13 protein-coding genes are annotated in these 22622 nt (G+C 38.7%); 9 read left to right on the top strand and 4 right to left on the bottom strand.

Annotated features, from left to right (window positions below; translation table 11 throughout):
- Positions 1-95: 95 nt before the first annotated feature.
- A complete protein-coding gene (locus ABIS04_RS09215) occupies positions 96-869 on the bottom strand; it encodes a fumarylacetoacetate hydrolase family protein (RefSeq protein ID WP_350433276.1) in 774 nt (257 codons plus the stop codon).
- A 1000-nt stretch (positions 870-1869) separates the two neighbouring features.
- Between ABIS04_RS09215 and ABIS04_RS09210 the strand changes: the two genes are divergently transcribed.
- The 6 genes from ABIS04_RS09210 to ABIS04_RS09185 all read left to right on the top strand — a co-directional run bounded on the left by ABIS04_RS09210 (position 1870) and on the right by ABIS04_RS09185 (position 12386).
- Positions 1870-3465: an ABC-F family ATPase gene (locus ABIS04_RS09210; RefSeq protein ID WP_350433275.1), complete on the top strand. Its 1596-nt coding sequence runs from the start codon at positions 1870-1872 to the stop codon at positions 3463-3465.
- A gap of 530 nt (positions 3466-3995) precedes the next feature.
- On the top strand, positions 3996-6986 hold the full coding sequence (locus ABIS04_RS09205) for a TonB-dependent receptor (protein ID WP_350433274.1): 2991 nt from the start codon (positions 3996-3998) through the stop codon (positions 6984-6986).
- Between the two features lie 360 nt (positions 6987-7346).
- A complete protein-coding gene (locus ABIS04_RS09200) occupies positions 7347-8225 on the top strand; it encodes an NAD(P)-dependent oxidoreductase (RefSeq protein WP_350433273.1) in 879 nt (292 codons plus the stop codon).
- Positions 8226-8743: 518 nt separating this feature from the next.
- Complete coding sequence (locus tag ABIS04_RS09195; protein ID WP_350433272.1) at positions 8744-10984, top strand: peptidase U32 family protein; 2241 nt, start codon at positions 8744-8746, stop codon at positions 10982-10984.
- A 139-nt stretch (positions 10985-11123) separates the two neighbouring features.
- Positions 11124-11477: a YkgJ family cysteine cluster protein gene (locus ABIS04_RS09190; RefSeq protein WP_350433271.1), complete on the top strand. Its 354-nt coding sequence runs from the start codon at positions 11124-11126 to the stop codon at positions 11475-11477.
- Between the two features lie 591 nt (positions 11478-12068).
- A complete protein-coding gene (locus ABIS04_RS09185) occupies positions 12069-12386 on the top strand; it encodes an HPF/RaiA family ribosome-associated protein (protein WP_350433270.1) in 318 nt (105 codons plus the stop codon).
- Positions 12387-12810: 424 nt separating this feature from the next.
- On the opposite strand, the gene ABIS04_RS09180 is transcribed toward ABIS04_RS09185, so the two are convergent.
- Positions 12811-14004 carry an HD-GYP domain-containing protein gene (locus ABIS04_RS09180; protein ID WP_350433269.1) on the bottom strand — a complete coding sequence of 398 codons (1194 nt, stop codon included), beginning with the start codon at positions 14002-14004 and terminating at the stop codon, positions 12811-12813.
- A gap of 722 nt (positions 14005-14726) precedes the next feature.
- Here ABIS04_RS09180 and ABIS04_RS09175 point away from each other — a divergent pair.
- The 3 genes from ABIS04_RS09175 to ABIS04_RS09165 all read left to right on the top strand — a co-directional run bounded on the left by ABIS04_RS09175 (position 14727) and on the right by ABIS04_RS09165 (position 18928).
- Positions 14727-15317 (top strand): hypothetical protein, encoded by a 591-nt coding sequence (locus tag ABIS04_RS09175; protein ID WP_350433268.1) that lies wholly within the window; start codon positions 14727-14729, stop codon positions 15315-15317.
- 134 nt (positions 15318-15451) lie between these two features.
- Positions 15452-16039 carry a class I SAM-dependent methyltransferase gene (locus tag ABIS04_RS09170; protein WP_350433267.1) on the top strand — a complete coding sequence of 196 codons (588 nt, stop codon included), beginning with the start codon at positions 15452-15454 and terminating at the stop codon, positions 16037-16039.
- Between the two features lie 9 nt (positions 16040-16048).
- Positions 16049-18928: a DEAD/DEAH box helicase family protein gene (locus tag ABIS04_RS09165; RefSeq protein ID WP_350433266.1), complete on the top strand. Its 2880-nt coding sequence runs from the start codon at positions 16049-16051 to the stop codon at positions 18926-18928.
- 49 nt (positions 18929-18977) lie between these two features.
- Here the strand turns inward: ABIS04_RS09165 and ABIS04_RS09160 are convergent, their stop codons facing one another.
- Positions 18978-19829 (bottom strand): CLCA_X family protein, encoded by an 852-nt coding sequence (locus tag ABIS04_RS09160; RefSeq protein ID WP_350433265.1) that lies wholly within the window; start codon positions 19827-19829, stop codon positions 18978-18980.
- Between the two features lie 245 nt (positions 19830-20074).
- Positions 20075-22024, bottom strand: coding sequence for an Ig-like domain-containing protein (locus ABIS04_RS09155; RefSeq protein ID WP_350433264.1), 1950 nt, complete (start codon positions 22022-22024; stop codon positions 20075-20077).
- Between the last annotated feature and the right edge of the window lie 598 nt (positions 22025-22622).

The raw sequence follows: 22622 nt of genomic DNA, 5'->3' as shown, positions 1-22622 counted from the left end.
CTGTGCGCCGTCATCAATAGTCAGTTACTGACACAAGCAAGAAGAGATGGGCTTCACATAAAGCACTGTCTCATCGATGTTAGTAAAAGTGATATTTAGTTCGCGCTGAGTTCAGTAAACGATAACGCCATGGAGCCTAAACCCTGATATTTAATCTGCACAGGTTTATTCATATCAACCTTGAGCACGCCGCAATAAGAACCGGTAATAATGACTTGACCAGCGCTAATTTCAATCCCTCGCGCGGTTAAAAAATTGACTATCCAATATAAGGGCGATGCCGGTAATGTGCAGGGATGCGCGCCATCATAGGTTCGCGAGGCGTCATTTTGAGTGACCGTAAGGTGAATATGGCTGGCCTTAAAGGCCTTGAATTTGTCAATTTCAGGGCCTAAATACACACCTTGATTACTGAGTCCATCTGCCAGTTTTTCTAAAAATGAAGCGTTATAATCTCTACTAAATCGCTGTTGGATTAATTCTAACGCCATATGCGTGGCACCTATGTGCTGATCTATTTCGGCATCACTATAGTGGCGATCCGCGGCAAAGGATTGCCCAACAACAAAAGCTATTTCTGGCTCAATCAATGCGCGATGCGCCGATGAAAAAATCGGGCATTGTGTATGATTAATAATAGCCTTGGCTAAAATAGGTGCCACAATCAAATCGCCGTTATCGCGAGGGGTTAAACACTTCCAGCCAGTTACATGCTGCTGATTGAGATCAATCATGGCTAATTGAATCCCAAGCGCCAAGTCGATGGTATCTATCTGATTTGCGGTTGCCAAGTCAGATATGGGATCAACTGTCTGGCGTTGTAAAAATAAATGTTTTGCAATGTTGTTTATATTAATGGATTGAACCATCACGCATTCCTTATTGCTATAGTGAGCTAGCTTGACCAGTTAACCTTGCATCATAAATCAAGCCTTGTTATCGGGAAACATTGGCAGATAACGTACAAAAACCAAGATTAACACCCCTGCTTTGCCTTGGTTACTGTATCGCTAGTCATTCATTAAGCGCGTTTTTTTGCGCTCTCTTTTATCCTCTTGACTGATATCAACTATCACAATAAATCCATAAATGAAAAGTCTTCGCCGTCATGATGCAATGCAAAGCGGTTAATAAATACTCAGCACTACTGTCCGACAGAGCGCCAGCTTGAAGTTGATATACATGTTAACCCATTTTTTGTGGACATAATTGTGTTTTGGTTTGCTAAAATTAACCATAAACCGTTGTGCGACCTTAATCAGACGTCATTGAGTCAGACACAGCGCTAATTGGTTTATTGTCCTTGATAATGGGCAGATCTGCTATGTCTGCATGTTTAGGACATGCTTCAACTATAATGATGTCATTCAGTGCGACGACTCAGGGATCAAGCAAGGTGCGTGAATCATATATCGACAACAACTGACTAACGCATTGCCGCGGCTGGTCCCCTTAACATTATGTCTAATGGCTATGGTAGAATTATCAACTTCATAGTTAACATCTCAATATCATAGTCAACTCCCATTGGTGCATGGGCAAGGTTAACCTAGTGGTTATGCCTTACGCCTAAACAGCCAAATCGATAACATCGTTGATACTTAGAGTTATTTGGCAGCCGTTTTTATCTTAATCGATGCGATCAACACAATATGAGTCAATTCACTCACATCAACATTTGTGGGGCTCTGGATTAAGTTCATTGCATGCTATATAAGCAATAAGTAGATTATAAATCGACAACTTAGCGCTAACCTGTATAATCCGCGGCCTATTTACTTAATATACTCACGTCTGTCTTATTACACACGGCTGTTTGTTTGCCCTTTGTTGATAAATATTCAGTTAGTACACAGTTGGAACATTGCTTTGATTTCTACCGCTAATATCACCATGCAGTTTGGCCCAGAGCCATTATTTGAAAATATCTCGGCTCAATTTGGTCACGGTAACCGTTACGGTTTAATCGGCGCAAATGGTTGTGGTAAGTCCACGTTTATGAAAATTTTGAGTGGTGCTCTTGCGCCAACATCAGGAAACGTGTCGATTACGCCAGGCTTTAAAGTCGGTACACTTAGTCAAGATCAGTTCGCGTTTGAACAATATAGCGTTGTCGACGCGGTGATCATGGGTGATGTAGGACTGTGGAAAGTCAAACAAGAACGCGACAGCATTTATGCAAAAGCAGAAATGACCGATGAAGACGGCATGCGAGTAGGCGATTTAGAAAGCCAGTTCGCCGAAATGGATGGCTACAGCGCAGAAAGTCGTGCTGGTGAAATTTTATTAGAAGCCGGTATTGAGGAGTCATTCCATTTTGGCTTAATGCAACAAGTTGCTCCAGGTTGGAAATTGCGAGTGTTATTGGCACAAGCTTTATTTGCTAACCCAGATATCTTGTTACTCGACGAACCTACCAACAACTTGGATATTCATACCATTAGTTGGTTAGCCACCGAGCTAAACAAACGTAAATGCACCATGATCATCATTTCGCACGACAGACACTTTTTAAACTCAGTCTGTACCCACATGGCTGATATCGATTATGGCGAATTACGTGTATATCCTGGTAACTACGAATATTTCTTAGAACAGTCAGGCTTAATACGTGAACAACTTTTAGCGGGTAATGCTAAGAAAAGCGCTGAAATTGACGAGCTACAAGACTTCGTTAATCGCTTTGGTGCCAACGCATCTAAAGCGAAGCAAGCTAGCTCACGCGCTAAAAAAATGGACAAAATTAAGTTAGATGATGTGAAATCATCTAGTCGTATTACCCCATCAATCCGCTTTACAGAAAGTAAAAAATTGCATCGCCAAGCATTAGTACTTGAAGAATTGTCACATGGATTTGATGAAGTGTTATTTGAACACGGTGATCTCATCCTAGATGCAGGTTCAAAACTGGCTATTATTGGTGAAAACGGCGTGGGTAAAACCACGCTATTACGTTGCTTAGTGAATCAATTACAACATAATCATGGTCGCATCAAATGGTCTGAAAATGCTGCAATTGGTTACTGTCCACAAGACAGTACTGCTGACTTTGATAATGACATGACGTTATTTGATTGGATGTCATTATGGCGCACGCCTAAGCATAACGATTTAATGGTACGTGGCATGTTAGGTCGTTTATTGTTTTCTGATGACGATGCCAATAAAAAAGTGCGTAACTGTTCAGGTGGAGAAAAGAACCGTTTATTATTTGGTAAGTTAATGATGATGGATATTAACGTACTGGTAATGGATGAACCAACTAACCACATGGACATGGAAGCGATTGAAGCACTAAACCAAGCGCTAAAATTATATGAAGGCACTTTGATATTTGTTAGCCACGACCGTGAATTTGTATCATCGTTAGCGACACGGATTATTGATGTTAAAGATAAAAAATTAATCAACTTCCACGGTACTTTCGACGAGTATCTTGCAAGCCAACCCAAACTGCCTGCCTAAAACATTAAGCTGATCGTTAATATCAGTAAAACAAAAAGCCTTTATTTGTTAATCAAATAAAGGCTTTTTTGTATTCGTTAACACGTCATCAATAATAGTTAATCAAAATGCTGGAGAATAAGCGGTAACCTAACTACCTTTCATAAACATTGCTGTATTACTTGTTCACTAACACAACCTGCTGTTCTTCTTTTGTCATCTTGGTAAAAGAAAATCATTCATACAAAATAACCAATACTCTAGATTTTCATCATGACACGGTTAAAAAAACAGTGAATCTATAAATTGGTCATAACACATCTATAAAAGCTAATTCGTTTATTTTTATACCCCTTAAGTACTAGCTATAAACACTGTTCATAATAACAAAAACTTAAATACGCAGATTTGGTATGACAATTTGTTATTTTTGGTAATGATTAATTGCAATTACTGGTAACGTGTTATATAAATGTTACTGTTGATTAAAACAACAACAATTGGTAATACCAAAAGGTCATACCAAAACAACAAATTCTTTGGGGAGAATTATGAAGCTGAATAAAATAAGCGCTATGTTTAATGGTCCTAAAAGCAAAGCCAACAATATAGCAATTTTTGGAGCAACATTAACAGCCTTGTTAAGTATGCCAACTTTTGCCGCGGACACAGAAGCACAGACTAAAGCTACACAAACAGATGTAGAAGCAAGTGAAATTGAAGTGATTGCAGTTAGGGGGATATTTGGCAGCTTAAAAGCAGCTAATTTACTCAAGCGTACTGACGATCGTATTGTCGATGTTATTGTTGCAGAAGATATTGGTAAACTCCCTGATAACAACATCGCAGAAGCATTACAACGTATCACAGGCGTTTCAATTGAATCCGATTTTGGTGTAGGTGAATCTGTTACTATTCGTGGCGTATCAGAAAACCTCATTTTGCTCAATGGCCGCTCTACTGCAGGTCCAGGGCGTGGCGGTGTTAGTTTAGATGACTTCCCTTCTAGCTTTTTGAAAACAGTTGAAGTGATTAAATCTCCAACACCAGAAATGATTGAAGGTGCCTTAGGTGGCACAGTCAATATGCAAACTGTACGCCCTCTTGAACTTTCAGAGCCCCTAGTTGCCATTACACTTGACGGTGAATATGCTGATAAAACTGAAAACGTTGCACCTAATTTTAGCGCTGCAATGGGTAATAATTGGGATTTAGGCGATGCTGGTACTTTTGGCGCTTCAGTTAATCTATCGTACTTAGATCGTGAATTACGCCGAGATGAGTATTTTAACAAAGTTGATTTACAAGACAACATCGACATAAACGGTGATGGCGTTGTTGATGTATCAGGTGGTCCTAACGGTAAATATCTTCGTAGATCCGAAAGTACCGTAGAGCAAAAAACAGAAGAACGCGAGCGTACTGCATACGGATTATCACTACAATGGGCGCCAACAAATGCAGATGCCAATATATACATTGACATGAACGCCACTAAATTAGATGGCGGGCAAGCTGCTTATTCAATTCTTGATGTCGGTGGTTCAGTCGTTCCTAGAAGCGACTCTTATTACGACAATAATGGTGAATTACACAATTACGATTTGGAAGGCGTCCTTACTATTCCAAAGACATGGAGTGACTTCACCACATCAGATACATCTTCACATGCAATTGGTGGAGAATGGAATATTACTGATAATATAGAAATATCAGCTGAATATTCAATATCAAAATCTGAAGAACGTCAAACCGCATCAGAATTCAATCTACGCCCAATTGAACGTACAGATCCTACTTTAGATCTTGTTACGCATACCAGTACAGGAAGTATGACAACTGGAAGTGGTATTCCCTCTTATATTTTTGCCGACACCGGTATGTTGACTAACCCTAATAACTTAGTATTTCGTGAGTTTTTCCACAAAACATTAGATACAGATAATGAAGAGCAAGCCTTGCGATTTGATTTTAAAATCCACGATGTAGGTGTCGACTTTATTTCTGCAGTAAAAGCGGGTGTACGTTTTACCGACAGGGATTACAGTTCAAATCGTTTTGATCTTAAGCCTAATGGCAATACCCTCAAAGATTCTTATAAAAAAGCAACAAACTCTGATGGTTTATACAGTCCAACTTGGATTGATAACGCGATTATCAGCGATAGTTTTAAAACAATAAATATGGATAACTCATTCGACCAAACGGGTATTGCAGGTCAAAATGATTTACTTACATACAATGTTTACGATGCCGATAAATTGAAAGATGCTGATGCAACTTATTTATTGGTTCAAGAGATGCTAAAAGATACTTCTTATGCAATGAACGGTAGTTTAGCCGATAACATGGTTGAAGATACCAGTGCATATAAAACCATTAACGAAAAAACCAGTGCCATATATGCGCAATTTCATCTAGATTTTGATGACATTACTGCTGTTGTTGGTGGGCGTTATATTGAAACAGAATTAGAATCTAGCATTGTCGATTCCGTAGATGTTAATGGTAATAAAATACTGAATACTGGTAGCAATGATTATTCAGACTTTTTACCTAGCTTGAATGTTACTTATAATCTATCTGAAGAAACCTTGATGCGTTTTGCAGCCGCTAAAGTGATGCGCCGTGCTGATTTTGATGAATTAAGTCCAGCTCTCTCTATCGATAACTCTTTGGTTACGGGTACACAAGGTTCTTACCAATTAGATCCATACCGTGTTACTCAATACGACCTTTCAGTTGAACATTACTTTGGTGACGGTGGCTTATTATCTGCAGCTATTTTCTATAAAGATGTAAAATCATTCACACAAACAGACAGTAGCTGTTTAGCTGACTCAAGTACCATTAACGGACAAAACACAACTCAGTGGGATAATATTTGTTTACTGAGCACAGCTGGTCAAAGCCAAGGTGACATTATTAATGCTACCCAAGATCAAGGTTTAGATTATGTTGATGCAGAAAAAGCTGCCGGTCGCACTGGTATTCTAATTGACACTGATGTTAACGGTGGTAGTGGTGAAGTTAGAGGTTTGGAATTAGGTTATCAGCAACAATTTAGCTTTCTACCAGGAATGTGGTCAGGTTTAGGTGTTAACGCAAACTATACTTTTGCTGATAGCGAACAACCTGATGGCAACACATTACTGAATATTTCTAAGCATACCGCTAACACCCAGCTGTATTGGGAAAGTGAAGATGTACAGATGCGTTTAGCTTACAACTGGCGTGATCGTTATTTATATGAGCAAGGCACTAAACGTGTACAAACAGTGGGCGCGTTAGGTTATAACGTTTTCAACCAGAACGACCCTTTAGCTGATAATTACGACCCTACAGTGGGTAATAGTTACCGTGAAGCCAGAGGCCAGTTTGATTTCTCTGTTAGTTGGGATATTAACGAAAATTTCACTGTGGTAGCCAATGCGGTCAACCTAACTGGTGAGCCTATTGTGTACACTACAGAGCTGGATTCAATCTGGGCTTATAGTGAAGCAGATCGTCGATACACCCTTGGTGTCCGAGCTAAGTTCTAATGAATTAACTCGTTTAGGAAAGCCTATCAACTTGATAGGCTTTTTTCTAACAAACAACCAATTTCAACAATCCTTAATCCGTTTCAACAAGGGTAATGCTCTTTTAAGTGAACTCAAATAAAAATTGGGTTTGCGCTAAACACGCCTACCCGCAAGGTTGCTTACAATTTGGTTTGCCAATTAACCTAAATTGGTTGACAATTTGGTATGCATTTATTACCATTTTGTAATACATATTTTTGAAGCGAATTGATTACAGTTTTATAACTGATTATTGATTAAAAACATCTCACACTAATTGAACAAGTGAGCAATGTTAATTACTCAGATAAGCACAACCAATATATTTAGGAGTTAGATATGACAAAACCAGTCATCGGTTTCATCGGCCTTGGTCTTATGGGCGGCAATATGGTTGAGAACTTACAAAAAAGAGGTTACCAACTAAATGTAATGGACCTTAACAAAGAGGCTGTTGCTACTTGTGTTGCTCGTGGTGCTAAAGCCGTTAGCTCAGCAAAAGAACTCGCAGCAAACAGCGACATAGTCATGCTTTGTCTAACAACTTCCGCTGTGGTTGAAAAGCTAGTTTATGCTGAAGACGGTATCCTAGCAGGCATTAAAGAAGGTGCGGTACTGGTTGATTTTGGTACATCAATCCCAGCTTCTACTCGTAAGATTGGCGCCGATCTCGCAAAAAAAGGCGCAGGCATGATAGATGCCCCACTTGGCCGTACACCTGCTCATGCAAAAGACGGTTTGCTTAACATTATGGCTGCTGGCGATCTTGATACTTTCAACAAAGTTAAACCAGTGCTAGATGACCAAGGCGAGAATGTATTCCATTTAGGTGCCCTTGGTGCTGGTCACACAACTAAATTGATTAATAACTTCATGGGCATGACCACTGTTTGTGCCATGTCGCAAGCTTTTGCTGTTGCAGATCTTGCCGGTGTTGACCGTCAGCAGCTTTTCGACATCATGTCAGCTGGTCCATCAAACTCGCCTTTCATGAAGTTCTGTAAAAACTACGCCGTTGACGGTGTTAGCGACTTAGGCTTCTCTATTGCCAATGCCAACAAAGATCTTGGCTATTTCCTTAAGATGGTTGATGACTTAGGTACAGAATCTAAGATTGCAGAAGGTTCTTCCGCTAACCTTCAAGCTGCATTTGACGCAGGCTTAGGTAACGGTAATGTGCCTGAAATCTTTGATTATTTTGTTAAACTAGAGAAATAATCAATTCAACCTTTCATCTGTAGCTATTACAAATGAAAAGTTGAGATTATAGTTGATATAAAGGGGTAGTTATCTGTTCCTTTTGCATAGACTATAGCTAACGCAAACCTATTAATACCCACACATTATTAATAGGTTTTCGTTCAGCATTGTTGCTTTAATTCAATATTTTGTTGCCCCTCGTTACTGTCTATTACAACCTCCACTAAAACATCATTTATGCCAGAACGGCTTCAATAGCTATCTGTTAATCCACTTGTTAATCCACTTGTTAACCATGATCAGTATATGAAACGCATTTGAATTTTACTCAACCTCAGCTAGGGATAGCTGATTGGGTATTAGATGAGATAAAATAACCGTCTTATTGCAAGTCAATGCGAGCCAGTGAGTAATACAAGGGATTGTTTACAAACCGTTTATTAACTTAAGCTGATATAAAATAGTAATCAGCTACAGATACACGTAAACTCGCGTCCTAAAATTTATATTTAACGAATAAAAATAGCGAAAATATCATGAATAGAAAAATCGAATTATTGGCGCCAGGTGGAGATGTCGACGCGATAAAGGCAGCAATCATAGCCGGTGCAAACGCCGTTTATTGTGGTTTAGATACCTTCAACGCCCGCAATCGAGCCGCTAACCTGTCCTTCGATGACTTAATTGGTGTTATTGCGCTTGCTCATCAATACCAGTGTGAAGTGTTTCTCACCATGAATATCGTTATTCTCGAAAACGAAGTTCCTACATTGGTAAAGTTACTCAATCAACTGGTTAACACCGGCATTGACGGCATTATCGTGCAAGACCTCGGTTTATTTAACTTAGTGAGCAAGCATTTCCCGAGTTTAGCGATTCATGCATCTACTCAGCTAACGACCCATAATGAAGGTCAAATTGGCTTTTTAGCTAAAATTGGTGCCACTCGGGTTAACTTGTCACGCGAGCTTAACCTTGGCGAAATAAAAAGCCTGACCACCCTCGCCCACGATCACGATGTACTCACCGAAGTATTTGTTCATGGGGCATTGTGTATTGCATTTTCTGGGCAATGTTATTCAAGTTCTGTCAGTGTCGGTAATTCAGGTAACCGTGGGCGTTGTAGCCAAGCCTGTCGTGATGAATACGAAATCACCGCAGCCGGAAACAAGTTTCCACTCAATTTAAAAGACAACTCAGCCTACTTTGATTTACCAGAATTAGTCGATGCCGGTGTTGATTCACTTAAAATTGAAGGCCGAATTAAAGGCGCTCAATACGTTCATACTGTAGTCGATAGCTGGCGCAAGCAGATTGATAAATTTATCGACACCGGTAGATTACTGGCCGATGACTCAAACTTACATAAAGTGTTTAATCGTGATTTTACCAACTCTTTTTTAAAGGGTAATCTCACCAAAGACATGTTTATTGATAATCCACGCGATAACAGCTTTAAACATGCTAACGACAAAAGTAACGCTATCTCTGTGGTGCAAATTCAAGAAGCGCAACACACTTTGTCATCAGAAAAAGATGCCATTGTTCAGCTGGTCGCAGAAAAGATTAATCATCTAAGTATTGCAAAACCGCCTTTATCACTGGCGTTTGCAGGTCAAGTGAATCAACCATTATCAATAACGGTTAGCACACCAGATCAACATTTTGTGATTGAATCCGCTATGACATTAACTCAAGCAACGGAGTCGCGTGTTGATGAAGCGGCTATTGAAAAACGCTTTAAAAGCTTAAAAAGCACGGGCTACCTATTACAAGCATTCAATTTTGACAATTTAGACGCTGATTTAAGTCTGCCATTTAGCCAATTAACCCAGCTAAAAAACCAACTGTTATTACAATTAACCCAAAGAGAATACATAGGTGCAGTGACATTACCTAAGTTACCTAAGCATCCTAAAGTAACTGAAACACCAACACTTTCTTTGCTTATTAGTGACGAAAAAGATGTTAACTTGTGCGATGTGACCGACGCCGATGTTTATTTTAAGCTGCCTGAAAGCTTTAAGAAAAACGATGATAAGTACATCGACATTTTCTTGCGCAACCCAAGGCTTATTCCGTGGTTTCCGGCAGTGCTTATTGGCAAAGATTACATCGAAGCGGTAAGAGTGTTAGAAGTGGTTAAGCCTAAACGCATAGTGACTAATAATACCGGCGTTGCGTTTAAAGCTTATGAAATGGGCATCGAATGGATCGCTGGACCATTTTTAAACACTACCAACTCTTATGCTTTACTAACCTTACAAGAGCAGCTCAATTGTGCTGGTGCGTTTATTTCTAACGAAATCAATCGCAATCAGATTAAAAACATTGCCAGACCAGAAAACTTCAAACTGCTATACAGTATCTATCACCCCATTTTGATGATGACCAGCAGACAATGTTTTTTCCAACAAACTGTTGGATGTAGTAAGCCAAGTATTGAAGATGGCTGCATGCTTAAATGTGAAAAAGCCACTACCATCACCAACGTGAAAGGCATTTCATTTGCGGTAGATAAACAAAAAGGTGGTTACCCAAGTATTTATAATCACGAGCAGTTTTTAAATATCGAAGCGGTTGAAGATTTATCATACTTATTTGATGAATTCTTTATCGACTTAACCAATATTGGTTCTGGTTCAAAAGCAGAAATCGATAAAGTACAGCTTGTCAGTCACTTTGAAAACGTCCTTAAAGGCGTGGCAGAATCAAAAGTTGAGCTTAATCAACTAGTGACTATTTCGACAAACGCCCAATACCAACAAGGGTTATAAGCCGTTAAGTAAACGTTAATTGCTCTGAGATTACATTCTCAGTCAATTAACGTTTACTATCCGCCTAGTCTTGAGTGACGCACAAGCACTCCGCAATTTATTCAAGCGCATGCAATATGTACATAAGAGTTAACAACAAATGAAAAATAACATAGAGATAGTCGATCTGCTCCGTGAGCGTATTCCGTCATTTGAATGCAAACCAGGTTGTCACGATTGTTGCGGCCCAGTAACAACCTCGTCTGAAGAAATGGCACGCCTACCCTTTAAAACTAACGCACAACATGAAGCAGCATTAAAAGAGTGGAACTGCGTATACTTAGGCCCTAATGGTTGTGAAGTATATGAAGAGCGCCCATTAATATGCCGTGTATTTGGTACTACACCACGTATGCCTTGCCCAGAACACCGTCGACCAGAAGTGATGATTGACACAAAAATAGAGGCACAGATCCATCACTACATCGCCAACACCCGCCAAGTACTAGTGTAATTCTGAATAATTGATTTGAACTATCATAAAGTGTTCAAGGCATCGCACTAAGCTATAACAAAAGTATCTATGTCAAAGTGCCAATAACAAAGTGCCAATAATCATTTTGCTCGAAAGTGCCAGAAGCACTGCGACCACAACGGTTTATTCATGATTATATTTATCAGCAACTTTGTTTCTGCAAATCAATACTCATTGAATCAGAGTGCCTAAAAAACTCATTTTATTGCCTCTTCAACGTCAATATCCGGGTTTATTAATCCTCAAACACGTTATGAATTTGTCATACCAATGCCTGAGGGTTTAAAACTCCACTAGATAAAGCCCACCCACATCTTTTTAAATTGTACTTGGCAAGGTCAGTATGGATTGGTAAACCTTATCTGTTTGTTATTTATACGGTTTTATTTATAGCATGTTCACTTTGGTATTAATCCGATTAAATTATGTGCGGATTAACTTGCGCGCTCCAAAAACGCTGTATAATATCAATTAGTTAGCACCATGCAGGTTTACATTAATTTGAAACACTCACCTGCTCTATATTGGCGTTAGGCCTACCATAAAGCAGAATGACAGGAGAACATTATTATGCAAATCCAAATAAATACCGATAACAATATATCCGGACAAGATTCCCTCGCTAAACACGTAGAAGATGGTTTGAGAGCCGAACTAAACCGTTTTAGTGATCAGATCACCCGCATTGAAGTACATTTAAGTGATGAGAACAGCTCAGCTAAATCTGGCAATAAAGATAAGCGTTGTTTACTAGAGGTTAGGCTTGCAGGAGAACGCCCTATTGCAACAAGTGAGCATGCGGAAACCATTGGTGAAGCCATTACTGTCGCAACTGACCAAATGATTAAATTGCTCGATACTGAATTGGGTAAACGCGCCAAACGCTAACAAGATGTTCTTAGCACCATGCTAAAAATTAAATGGGTTGGATATACCTAAGGTCCAACCCTGACTCTGCGGCGATGTAGCACAATGCTGGCAACGCTATTGACTCAAGATTTACAGAAATGCAAAAACGGGATCCACAGAGTCGTCAATTAACGGCCAATATCAACCCTCTCTAAATTTGCAGAGTAACATTCTTTATTCAAGGGGGAACGGTCATCCTCAAGCTGTGATGACATGTTCAATTTGCAAACTAAAGTTTTTTCAATTCAATTACAGCATTCACAATCGACAAAAAATTATTAGCCCACTTATAATTTTATTCCTAATATTGAGAAATTGAGTATGTTGTTAGCTAATCGAGGTCTGATTTAACAATATGTTATTTTTCAATATTGTTATTTTTTAATATTGTTATTTTTTAATATTAATAAAATGGTGCGGGATTTATGCCTAAACTGCTAGGAGTGATACCTCGCTCAATATTCATCTCTGTTTTTAATAAATCTACCATTGCAATTTTGGTATAGCGTTTATGTTTTAACGAATAAAAGCATTTTACAATAGGGTGAAATACATCACGGTCTTTAGCTTCCCATACAATACCAACGCGTTGATCAGAAAGTAACACTAACGAACCGACAGGATATACACCGATACAGCGGATAAACTCATAAACCAAAGATTGGTCTAAGTGAAACGGGGTTAAGCTTATCAAAATCTTAAACGCGGCAGCTGGGCTCATCGCCTCTTTATAACAACGTTCGGCAGTTAGAGCGTCAAATATATCAACGATACAGCTCATTCGCCCATGCAATGGGATCTCTTCACCCTTTAAGCCTTTTGGATAACCATTACCATCAATTTTTTCGTGATGCATTAAACACACATCTTTGCTTATCTGCGATAAACCTTTGGTTTCATCCATTATTTGAATTGCAAAATATTGATGCAATTTCATATGTTCGAATTCTTCAGGCGTGAGCTTTTTGGGTTTATGGAGAATAGCATCATTGACTTTTATTTTGCCGATATCATGTAAAATCCCTCCCACAGCCATCTGACGGAGCACGTCAATATCAAGCTTTAAGTGTTGCCCAAAGGTAATCAGCAAAAATGCTACATTAATGGAATGTTCCAGCAAGTAAGCATCTTTAGTACGAAGCGCTAAAATGCATTTAAAAGCGTCTTCATTATCCATTACCGTCTCAATCATCTTATCGGCAAGGCCATCAAATTGAGTAATATCAAATGCTTTACCTTCATAGGTTTCAGCTAATACCTTTTGAATCAGCCCCCTAGCTTCAGCAAGCAAATTTTTAGCTTGAAGCTGTCTAGTATCTCGGGTAACGGTCGCTTTACGAGTAAGTGGATTGACGAAATCATTTGGCGTATCAGATTTTATTAAACCGCAATTGCTAGATGAGAGCTGCATGTCGACCCAAACGGTGGTGACATTACTATTTTTAAGTTTAATGATGGCGTCTTGGTGTTTGATTTTACCGGGATTAAGTATATCGACTTTACTTTGTTGCCGATCGATTGCTGTAACAAACATGCCAAGAGCAAGTTTATCAATAGGAAGCTTAATAACATGACTAGATTCAACAACATCATTCATTTACATGTTACTCCCGCAAAAAAGACCTAAATACATAACATTAATGTAACATTTTATTAATGAACTAAGCTAGCTTAATGTTACTCTCCATAGAGTCGGTATTCAGCAGTTCTATAATAAAAATCATACATTAACAATGACTAAATTAACTACTCTCCTATTTATCATCTAACGATCTAGTGTCAAATTTAAATACTATTGAACATATTCAATGTAATCCCACAATGATGTCTCAAATTTATTTGAAACCCTCATCTTTTCAATTAAAATCAATCAAAAACTCACATAATTATAATCAGGGTTTTCAGTTTTATAAAATGTGACCAAAGCCACCAAACATCAAAGATGACACTGGGCTTATCGACTTTTCGTAATTAAAATAAGTTAATGCTAAACAGTCTTACTCTTAACATTATAATGTGGCACCAGTATTAGACATCAAGTCTATACAAAAAGAAGAACCGTCTAATTGAATCCTTCAGGCTGCATTGGTTGCTATTTTTGCAATCTCATTACTTATTTATGTACATCATCACATTTCATAAGTTCCGCCTTGGACAAATTGTCACCAACGACTGCAAGTCCACCTTAAAAGATCGACATCCCATAATAGATAACCAGTATTTCACTCATTTATCATCACTATTAGCAGTTCAATCTGGTCAGCATAATCAATACACGGTATTGTTATCCTAAATGAGAATACAGATAACGGACCTTGATTGTTTACCTACAATATCAATGGCAAAGCGAGCCGCTTTTTTACCTACGCAGATCTAATAAACTGCGGGGCTACGGCTATCGAACATCAAATAGAAAATTTGCCGCTACAACCGGACTCTTGGCGGGCCCTCAGTTTATTAGCGACAAAAATCCTCGACCCTGTTGTGGAACAATTTGGTCCCATCTCGCTCAGTTACGGTTTTTGTTCACCAGAACTGGTCAGAAAAATTGCCAAAAATCGCAACCCACATATCGCGCCAAAGCTAGATCAGCACTGTTCTCATGAACTCAATCAAAATCAAAAAATTATCTGCGACCGCTTAGGCGCCGCCTGCGACTTTACCGTAATCAACAACTCAGATGGCAATAACGTTAATATGCAACTAGTCGCACAATGGGTTTGCGAAAACCTCAAATTCGATCGCCTCTATTACTACGGCAAAAACCGCCCGTTACACATCAGCATTGGCCCACAAATGAACCAGTTTTTACAAACCATGAAAACCAATGCCGACACTGGCCACAGAGTACCGTCTAAAAAAGGCCGCGATGACGCAACAATAACGGTTATTCAGCAAGTGGATTATTGATAAGACTTTGTGTTTTAAGTAACTAAATAACCAGCTAGATAACAAGCTAAATAACAAACTAAATAACAAACTAAATACTTGAGCGCATTGTACATTATAGATAAACTCAAAAGATGTGAATTATAGGATGAGTTATGTCTACCATTGCGTTTTACGATCAACATTCCCAAGATTTTTTCGAGTCAACTGTGAATGTGGATGTCAGTGAACTTTATTATGCATTTCTAAGTAATTTACCCACTAATGCACGAATTTTAGATGCCGGTTGTGGCTCTGGCCGCGACACTAAAGCCTTTATTCAAATGGGCTTCAATGTCACGGCTATCGATGCAAGTGCAGAATTGGCTAAAGTCGCTACTGATTATATTGGTCAACACGTTACCGTTTGTACTTTTGACCAAATAGACCCAACACTCACCTTTGATGCCATTTGGGCTTGCGCCTCTTTGCTCCATGTAGACGCAAGCGTCTTACCAGATACTTTTACTCATTTAGCCAACACCTTAGTTGATAATGGCGCATTTTATTGCTCATTTAAATATGGCATACAAGATCGAACTCATAATGGTCGATTCTTTACTGATGCTGATGAATCGAGATTACAACAATGGCTAAAAAATACAGGTTTAATCATAAAGCACACTTGGATAACCGCAGATGCTCGCCCTGATCGTGAAAACGAAAAGTGGCTTAATGCAATTCTCATCAAGGCTGTAAAGTAGAGAGTAAATATGAAGTTAGCAGAGGGACCTGTATTAACTAGCGGTGGTAAGGATGATCCTCTTTTACCTAAGTTATTGCACGCAATTAACCGCGCATCTAATATTGAAATATCAGTTTCATTTATCCAGCAATCCGGACTTAAATTACTGTTTGATAGCTTAACAGATGCATTAGAGCGTGGCGCAAGCATTGCTATTATAACGTCTGATTATCTATATATTACCGACCCCGTTGCCTTACGCGAATTAATGATATTGCAATCTTTAGGCGCTAAAACTAAGATTTTCAACTGTGAAGCCCAGCAAAGCTTTCACATGAAAACTTATATCTTCGTCCAGCAACATTCTGATCTATTAGAAACAGGCTGTGCATATATAGGTTCGAACAATATTAGTAAAACAGCGCTAACTCATGCCTTTGAATGGTGTTTACGTTACGATTTTATTGAAAACCAAGACCCAAGTGAATTTAACAATATTCGTCATCAATTTGCGCAAATATTTCATCACCCTCAAGCGATCGATCTCAATGACTCGTATATAAACCAATATGCTGAGCACCGAAAAAAGGTTAAGCCACCATTAGCCATCGTTGGTGAAGTAGAACTTAAAGAACTGATCCCCAATATTGCCCAGCAAGAAGCTTTATATGCGCTCGCACAAACGCGTCTAGCCTTACAATCAAAAGGATTAGTTGTTCTCGCGACAGGTATGGGGAAAACATGGTTGGCAGCATTTGATGTACAACAATTTAATGCTCGTAAAGTATTGTTTGTCGCTCATCGCGAAGAGATTTTATTACAAGCTGAGCGAACATTTAAGTCACTGTTACCTAAGCTTGTGAGCGGTCATTTTAATGCCAGATCTAAAGTATTGGATGCTGATATTGTATTTGCTTCAATTCAAACATTAGGTAAACAGGCAAACCTTAATCAAGTTAATCAAAATCACTTTGATTATGTGATTGTGGATGAATTTCATCATGCAGGCGCCAGCAGTTATCAATCTTTATTAAACCACTTTACGCCGCAATTTTTATTAGGTTTAACAGCCACACCAGAACGTACCGATCAAGCTGATATTTTATCTTTATGCGATAACAATTTGGTATACGAAAAGAACATTGTTGATGGCATTGAGTTAGGTATTTTAGTGCCGTTTCATTATCAAGGCATTAACGATAAAACGGTAGATTATCGTGAACTACCATGGCGTAACGGTAAGTTTGATCCGAAAGCACTTGAATTTACATTTGCCACACAGAAACGCGCTAAGCATGTTTTTGGTCATTGGCAGACACACAAGCAGCAAAGAACATTAGCCTTTTGTGTCTCTAAAGCTCATGCAGATTTTATGGCTCAGTGGTTTGCCGCTCATGGCATAAAAGCAGTATCTGTACACAGTGACTCTCAGGTTAAACGTGGAGAAGCCTTGAGCTTGTTAGCATTAGGCAACATTGAAGTCATTTTCTCGGTCGACTTATTTAATGAAGGTACTGATTTACCCTCAATTGACACCATTTTAATTCTTCGCCCGACTGAATCAAAAATACTTTTTTTACAGCAATTAGGCCGCGGATTGCGCACATCACCCGACACTAACAAAAAGTTTGTTTCGGTTATCGACTTTATTGGTAATCACATCAGCTTTTTGAATCGTCCGATGGCATTACTGCAATCAAAAAACATCAACGAGACGGTAAAGCAGCTTAATGCACCTAAACTTCATCCTGATTGTGTCATCAACATTGATCCTGAACTGATTGATTTTTGGCAGCAATTAAAACTAGATTACTCTAAAGCTGATCAGCAATATCAATTACTCAACGATGATTTAGGCCATCGCCCTAGTGCGACAGAGTTTTATCATAGTGGTTATGCTTGGAGTAAATTAACCCAGCAATTTGGTAGTTGGTTTGAACTGGTGTTAAGCCAAGAGCAAGATGATGAAAAATTACAGACATTAACGCCCTATTTAGCATTTTTAAGTCGCGGTGTAGAAAAAGCCACAATGAGTAAATGCTTCAAAGCCATTTTATTAGAAGCTTTTATTGAACTAGACGGTTTACACACTCCACCCAGCATCGACGCTGTTTGCATTAAAAGTTGGCAAGTCTTTAAACGCTACCCGGAGTTGTGGACGCAAGATGTTAAAGCTGATTTACAACAAGTAGAATCTGACTCACCAAAATGGCGTAAATACTGGTTAAGCAACCCTATTACTTTTTTAAGTAAGCAAGATAGCATCGATACTCAAGCTTGGTTTAACGTTGAAGGTGATTGTCTTAACGCCAATATTGACATTGCAATTGACGATATTGATACAGTATCAAGCGCAATGCGAGAATTGGGCGAGTTACTATTAGCGCGTTACAGCCAACGTAAAACCTCGAAGACTAAATCAAAACCATTATCTGCTAATGTGATTAATTTACCCATCGAACAACCTCAAGAACACTTGCCTCAGTTCAACTTCTATCCTGATATAAAAATTGCCTGTGGCCACTTTAAAACCGGTTCAGATGATAACGTTGAAACTCGACAATTGAACGAGAGCTTCAGCAGATTAGATCCGTCAATCTTCTTTATCGCGCCAGCCAACGGTAATTCGATGAATGGCGGTAAGAGCCCAATAAATGACGGTGATTTGTTATTATTAGAGCGTTTAACAAGTGTTAATGCAGGTTCGATTACAGGAAAAATCATGGCGATCGAAATTCAAGATGCGGCCGGCGATAACCAATATTTGCTGCGTAAAGTCAGTAAATTGCCTAACGGCCAATATCAGCTCAATGCTCACAATCTCGATTTTTCGCCCATGCTTGCTAATGAAACCATGAACACTTTTGCACGCTTAAAGCAGGTTTTGAATGAATCTGATTTTGTGTGAATATTTGAAGCCAATAAAATGAATAAAGCTGTCGTGTTAACCCAAGTCTTTAGCCATTCTGTTTATCCAATGCTATCCCTAACGGTTCAAAGTAACCCATCATCGTTTGATATATTTCACGGCAATGATCTGCATCAGGATAAGCGCCATGCTTAGCGAGTGGCGAGTTAATTGTGCTATTAACCAAGTACGGGTTCGATATTTCGGCATAGTCCTGTGAATACATTTCAATGCAAGATTCAAACGCGCGGGCCATCATTTCGGTGGGTTTGGCAAAGTAATGACAACCTTGCAGCTTATCTAATGCAATAGAACGGCGCACGTACTCGCTAGGTTCTTGGCCATTAGCATTCAAAAAGGTGACTTTAAATAGCTGAGACAGTTGCTGATTAAGCGGATGAGCGACTATCGATTTGTCAGCAAGCCAGTGATCGGTAGCGCAAGCATATCGGCTTGCCGGACTCATATAGGCATCGGGGCTTAGCAGGCTGTCATCAATAAACATTTTATCAGCGATGTAGTGATCAAAGGCGTGCCAAAACTCATGGGCTAATGCCCCTGCTCCGGCATTTTTTGCTAGGGCGAGTTCGCGATACGTTGGTGAGTAATGTGCCTGAACCCCCTTTTGGCCGCCATGACCAAAAGCAAAACGTAAACTGCCGCGTAAACCAATTAACTCTGGCGGTACGCCGAGAATATTAGCGAGATCGGCTAATGAATCAAATATTAAGTTTGCCGCTAATGCTGACTCTTCACGATTGACCCATTTACCCACCCGAATGTGGTGTAAACCAAAGGTGTGTTTGATGTCTAAAAAGCTCACCGCGTCACCATTGCGATAGTCAGGACCTATACGTTCAAAATGACGTTGATGATTTAATAATGAATGATGTGAAGCCAAACAAACCTCTAAATTGATATTTATAACGTTCAATATTTTATATGTCACAGCATAATTAATCGATTAAATTTATCAATGTTAGGCTTATAAAACATCACGAGTAGACCAATGATATGCAAAATACACTGTTCGATTCTAATTGAGCAAAATGCTGCTATTCAATTGAATGTGGATAGACAAAAAAATGCCACTCACAATAGTGAATGGCATGACTTACATTAAGCGTTATTGGTTAACAATTGAACTTAATCGTTAATATCACTTAGTAGTTTAAAGGCTTCTAAACGTTTTTCACCTTCAACTAATTTGTTACGTTCTTCATCTGTGAATACACCAGGAGTTGGGAATTCGTCAGTATGACAACTTGAACATGCATTAGGCATAATATCGAATTTAACACAGCCAATCACATTAATTGGGTAGTTATAATTGTCGTAGCATAAGCCTTTAATGGCTTGAATGCTTGCCCAATCTTTCGTTAATTGTGCTTCAGGATCTGCACCCGCTTCAGTATAAGGACGTAGTTCGTCAAATCCTTTTAATGAGTCAGTAGGCGTTAATAAATCCCAAGTGTGTGACATTCCATCATAACGATGACCACGTCCACCAGCATGTTTGTTCCATGGCATATGACAGTCTGAACATTTCACATCAGCTAAGTTATGTGAAGTCAGTTTATGATCATCACTGTCTTTTTCAGCGTGACAGCTAATACATAATAAATCTGAATCATCTTGTCCACCAAACTTAATTTCTTGTGAATGAGGGTCATGACATGTAATACAAGTCAATCCAAATTCACCATGCTTTGACTCGTCGAGATCTAAACTTTGTGTTCTAACACTACGTCTGATTTCTGTACCAGGCCAAAAGTTGGTATAAGTTGCTGTAGGTTCTTGGAATTCAGCTAAGTTGTCGCCCACGTTTGCAAACATACCATGTCCAAGTGGGTTGGCTTCGTTGAATTTATAACCATAACCTTTTTGTTTAGCCGCTGGGCTATTAATTGATTGTGGAGGCAAATGACAAATATTACATTGGTCTCCAGCTTGTTCACCGGTTAAATCTTTAGTCGGTTGAATAATGTCATCAGGGCTCATAGTTCGAGCATGCTCGGCACCAGGACCATGACATTTTTCACAAGCAATACCCATTTCGACGGTTTTGCCATTGTTATCAATTGGGATAGCACGATTACCTAATGCAGTATCTTTAATTTCCCAACTTTTAACTTCAAATCCAGTTGAGTGACACTCTATACATAAGTTGGTATAACCAAATGCACGTTTACTTAATTCAAGTTTTTCGCCGCTAAACAAGCTACCATCTGAATTGAAGAAGAAAATACCACTGGTTAAAGGTGTCCACTGACTTGCTGGTGAAGGTTGATTAGGATTACTTCCAACCCAGTCCCAATAAATAAATGGCATAGTGATATAGTTTTGATTAGCTTCGTCCCAGCTTAAAAACATCTGCGTGGTTCTGTAACCAACAACATCAATTTGGAAGTCTAGATCGTTTGCACTATCAAGCGCATCATGAAGGGTTACCCAGTACTTATCATCTTTCATATATGAAGTGTACTGATGGTTACCACTGTCTTTAAATGTATAGGGTTCTGTTGCTGTTCCCCATGGTGCAGTAATTGTGTTGCCATCCATGTATAGCTTTCTTAGCATTGAGCCATGGCGCGACCCTTCCCATTGGCTATATTTATCTTGATGACACGTTGCACAGGTTTCTGCACCAGCGTATTCGCCACGACTAATTACAGCATTTTCATCTGCTTTAGCTAGAATGGTAATTGTTATTGTTGATGTTGCTTCCAATGAACCATCACTAATAGTGTAGTTAAATATTTTCTCCCCTACTTCATCAATCGGGGCTGTATAGCTGATAATGTCACCGCTAATAATAAGACCTTCTGCAGCAGTGATTGTTAATGAATCGTTTTCAGGATCAGTATCGTTATCAAGTGCATCAATGGTAATTGTTTCACCTTGAGTCACTTTTGCTAGATCAGGGAATGCTTGGGGGCTTTGATTTTCTACAGGAGTTGTAGGTGTGGTAGTCGGTATTGTAGGTTCAACAACGACGGTCTCTGTATCGTTATTATCAGAACCACATGCTGATAATATTAGGCATATTGTAGCTGTTAACAATATAGGTTTAAATTTATTATTCATATTTTTCATCTTATTCATCCTAAAAGTGATCCTTTGATAAATTTTACTCAGCATTAAGCGGTCTAAAAAAGACTGTCAAATGTTAAGAGTTTTAATATCTAAGATTATTTTTAAAGGTGTATATTTATTTTAATAATTTATTCTGAGTATTTACCTGAAAAAAACAATGACTATAAATAATAGCGCATTAATTTTCACAGTCTTTAACGACCACGTTTACATAAGCACTTACCTTATTAAATATATAATTTAAGTCGCGTTACATTTTTAAATGAAACAATTTACAATCAAAAATTTTATTATTTATAGTGAACTCCAAGCTAGAATGTAACGTCACATTAACGTAATTCTTGACCAATTGCTCCAAAATAATCAAGATTAATACTCATTAAGTGATATATATCTAACTTCCTATTTAGAATGAGTGTTCAAACAATCGAGGCATAGCTTAAAGCCTTGCTACCACAGGATTCTTTCTCATATTTCATAATAGGACACTATAAAATTCAATAGCTAAATTAGCATTTTCTATATTATCAATTTAAAAGAACGCTGTTTTGTTAACATGCATAATCAGATTAGTGTTGTTTTTTTGTTACTAAACCAC

Origin of the sequence: Shewanella sp. H8 (assembly GCF_040285065.1) — a bacterium.
Taxonomy (GTDB): domain Bacteria; phylum Pseudomonadota; class Gammaproteobacteria; order Enterobacterales; family Shewanellaceae; genus Shewanella; species Shewanella polaris.
This window is presented reverse-complemented; position numbering and strand designations above follow the sequence as displayed.

Bases quoted from the DNA above. Each gene is read 5' to 3' on its own strand.
- ABIS04_RS09185 (WP_350433270.1), top strand. From the start codon at position 12,069: ATGCAAATCCAAATAAATACCGATAACAATATATCCGGACAAGATTCC.
- ABIS04_RS09215 (WP_350433276.1), bottom strand. From the start codon at position 869: ATGGTTCAATCCATTAATATAAACAACATTGCAAAACATTTATTTTTA.
- ABIS04_RS09205 (WP_350433274.1), top strand. From the start codon at position 3,996: ATGAAGCTGAATAAAATAAGCGCTATGTTTAATGGTCCTAAAAGCAAA.
- ABIS04_RS09165 (WP_350433266.1), top strand. From the start codon at position 16,049: ATGAAGTTAGCAGAGGGACCTGTATTAACTAGCGGTGGTAAGGATGAT.
- ABIS04_RS09195 (WP_350433272.1), top strand. From the start codon at position 8,744: ATGAATAGAAAAATCGAATTATTGGCGCCAGGTGGAGATGTCGACGCG.
- ABIS04_RS09190 (WP_350433271.1), top strand. From the start codon at position 11,124: ATGAAAAATAACATAGAGATAGTCGATCTGCTCCGTGAGCGTATTCCG.
- ABIS04_RS09170 (WP_350433267.1), top strand. From the start codon at position 15,452: ATGTCTACCATTGCGTTTTACGATCAACATTCCCAAGATTTTTTCGAG.
- ABIS04_RS09155 (WP_350433264.1), bottom strand. From the start codon at position 22,024: ATGAAAAATATGAATAATAAATTTAAACCTATATTGTTAACAGCTACA.
- ABIS04_RS09180 (WP_350433269.1), bottom strand. From the start codon at position 14,004: ATGAATGATGTTGTTGAATCTAGTCATGTTATTAAGCTTCCTATTGAT.
- ABIS04_RS09200 (WP_350433273.1), top strand. From the start codon at position 7,347: ATGACAAAACCAGTCATCGGTTTCATCGGCCTTGGTCTTATGGGCGGC.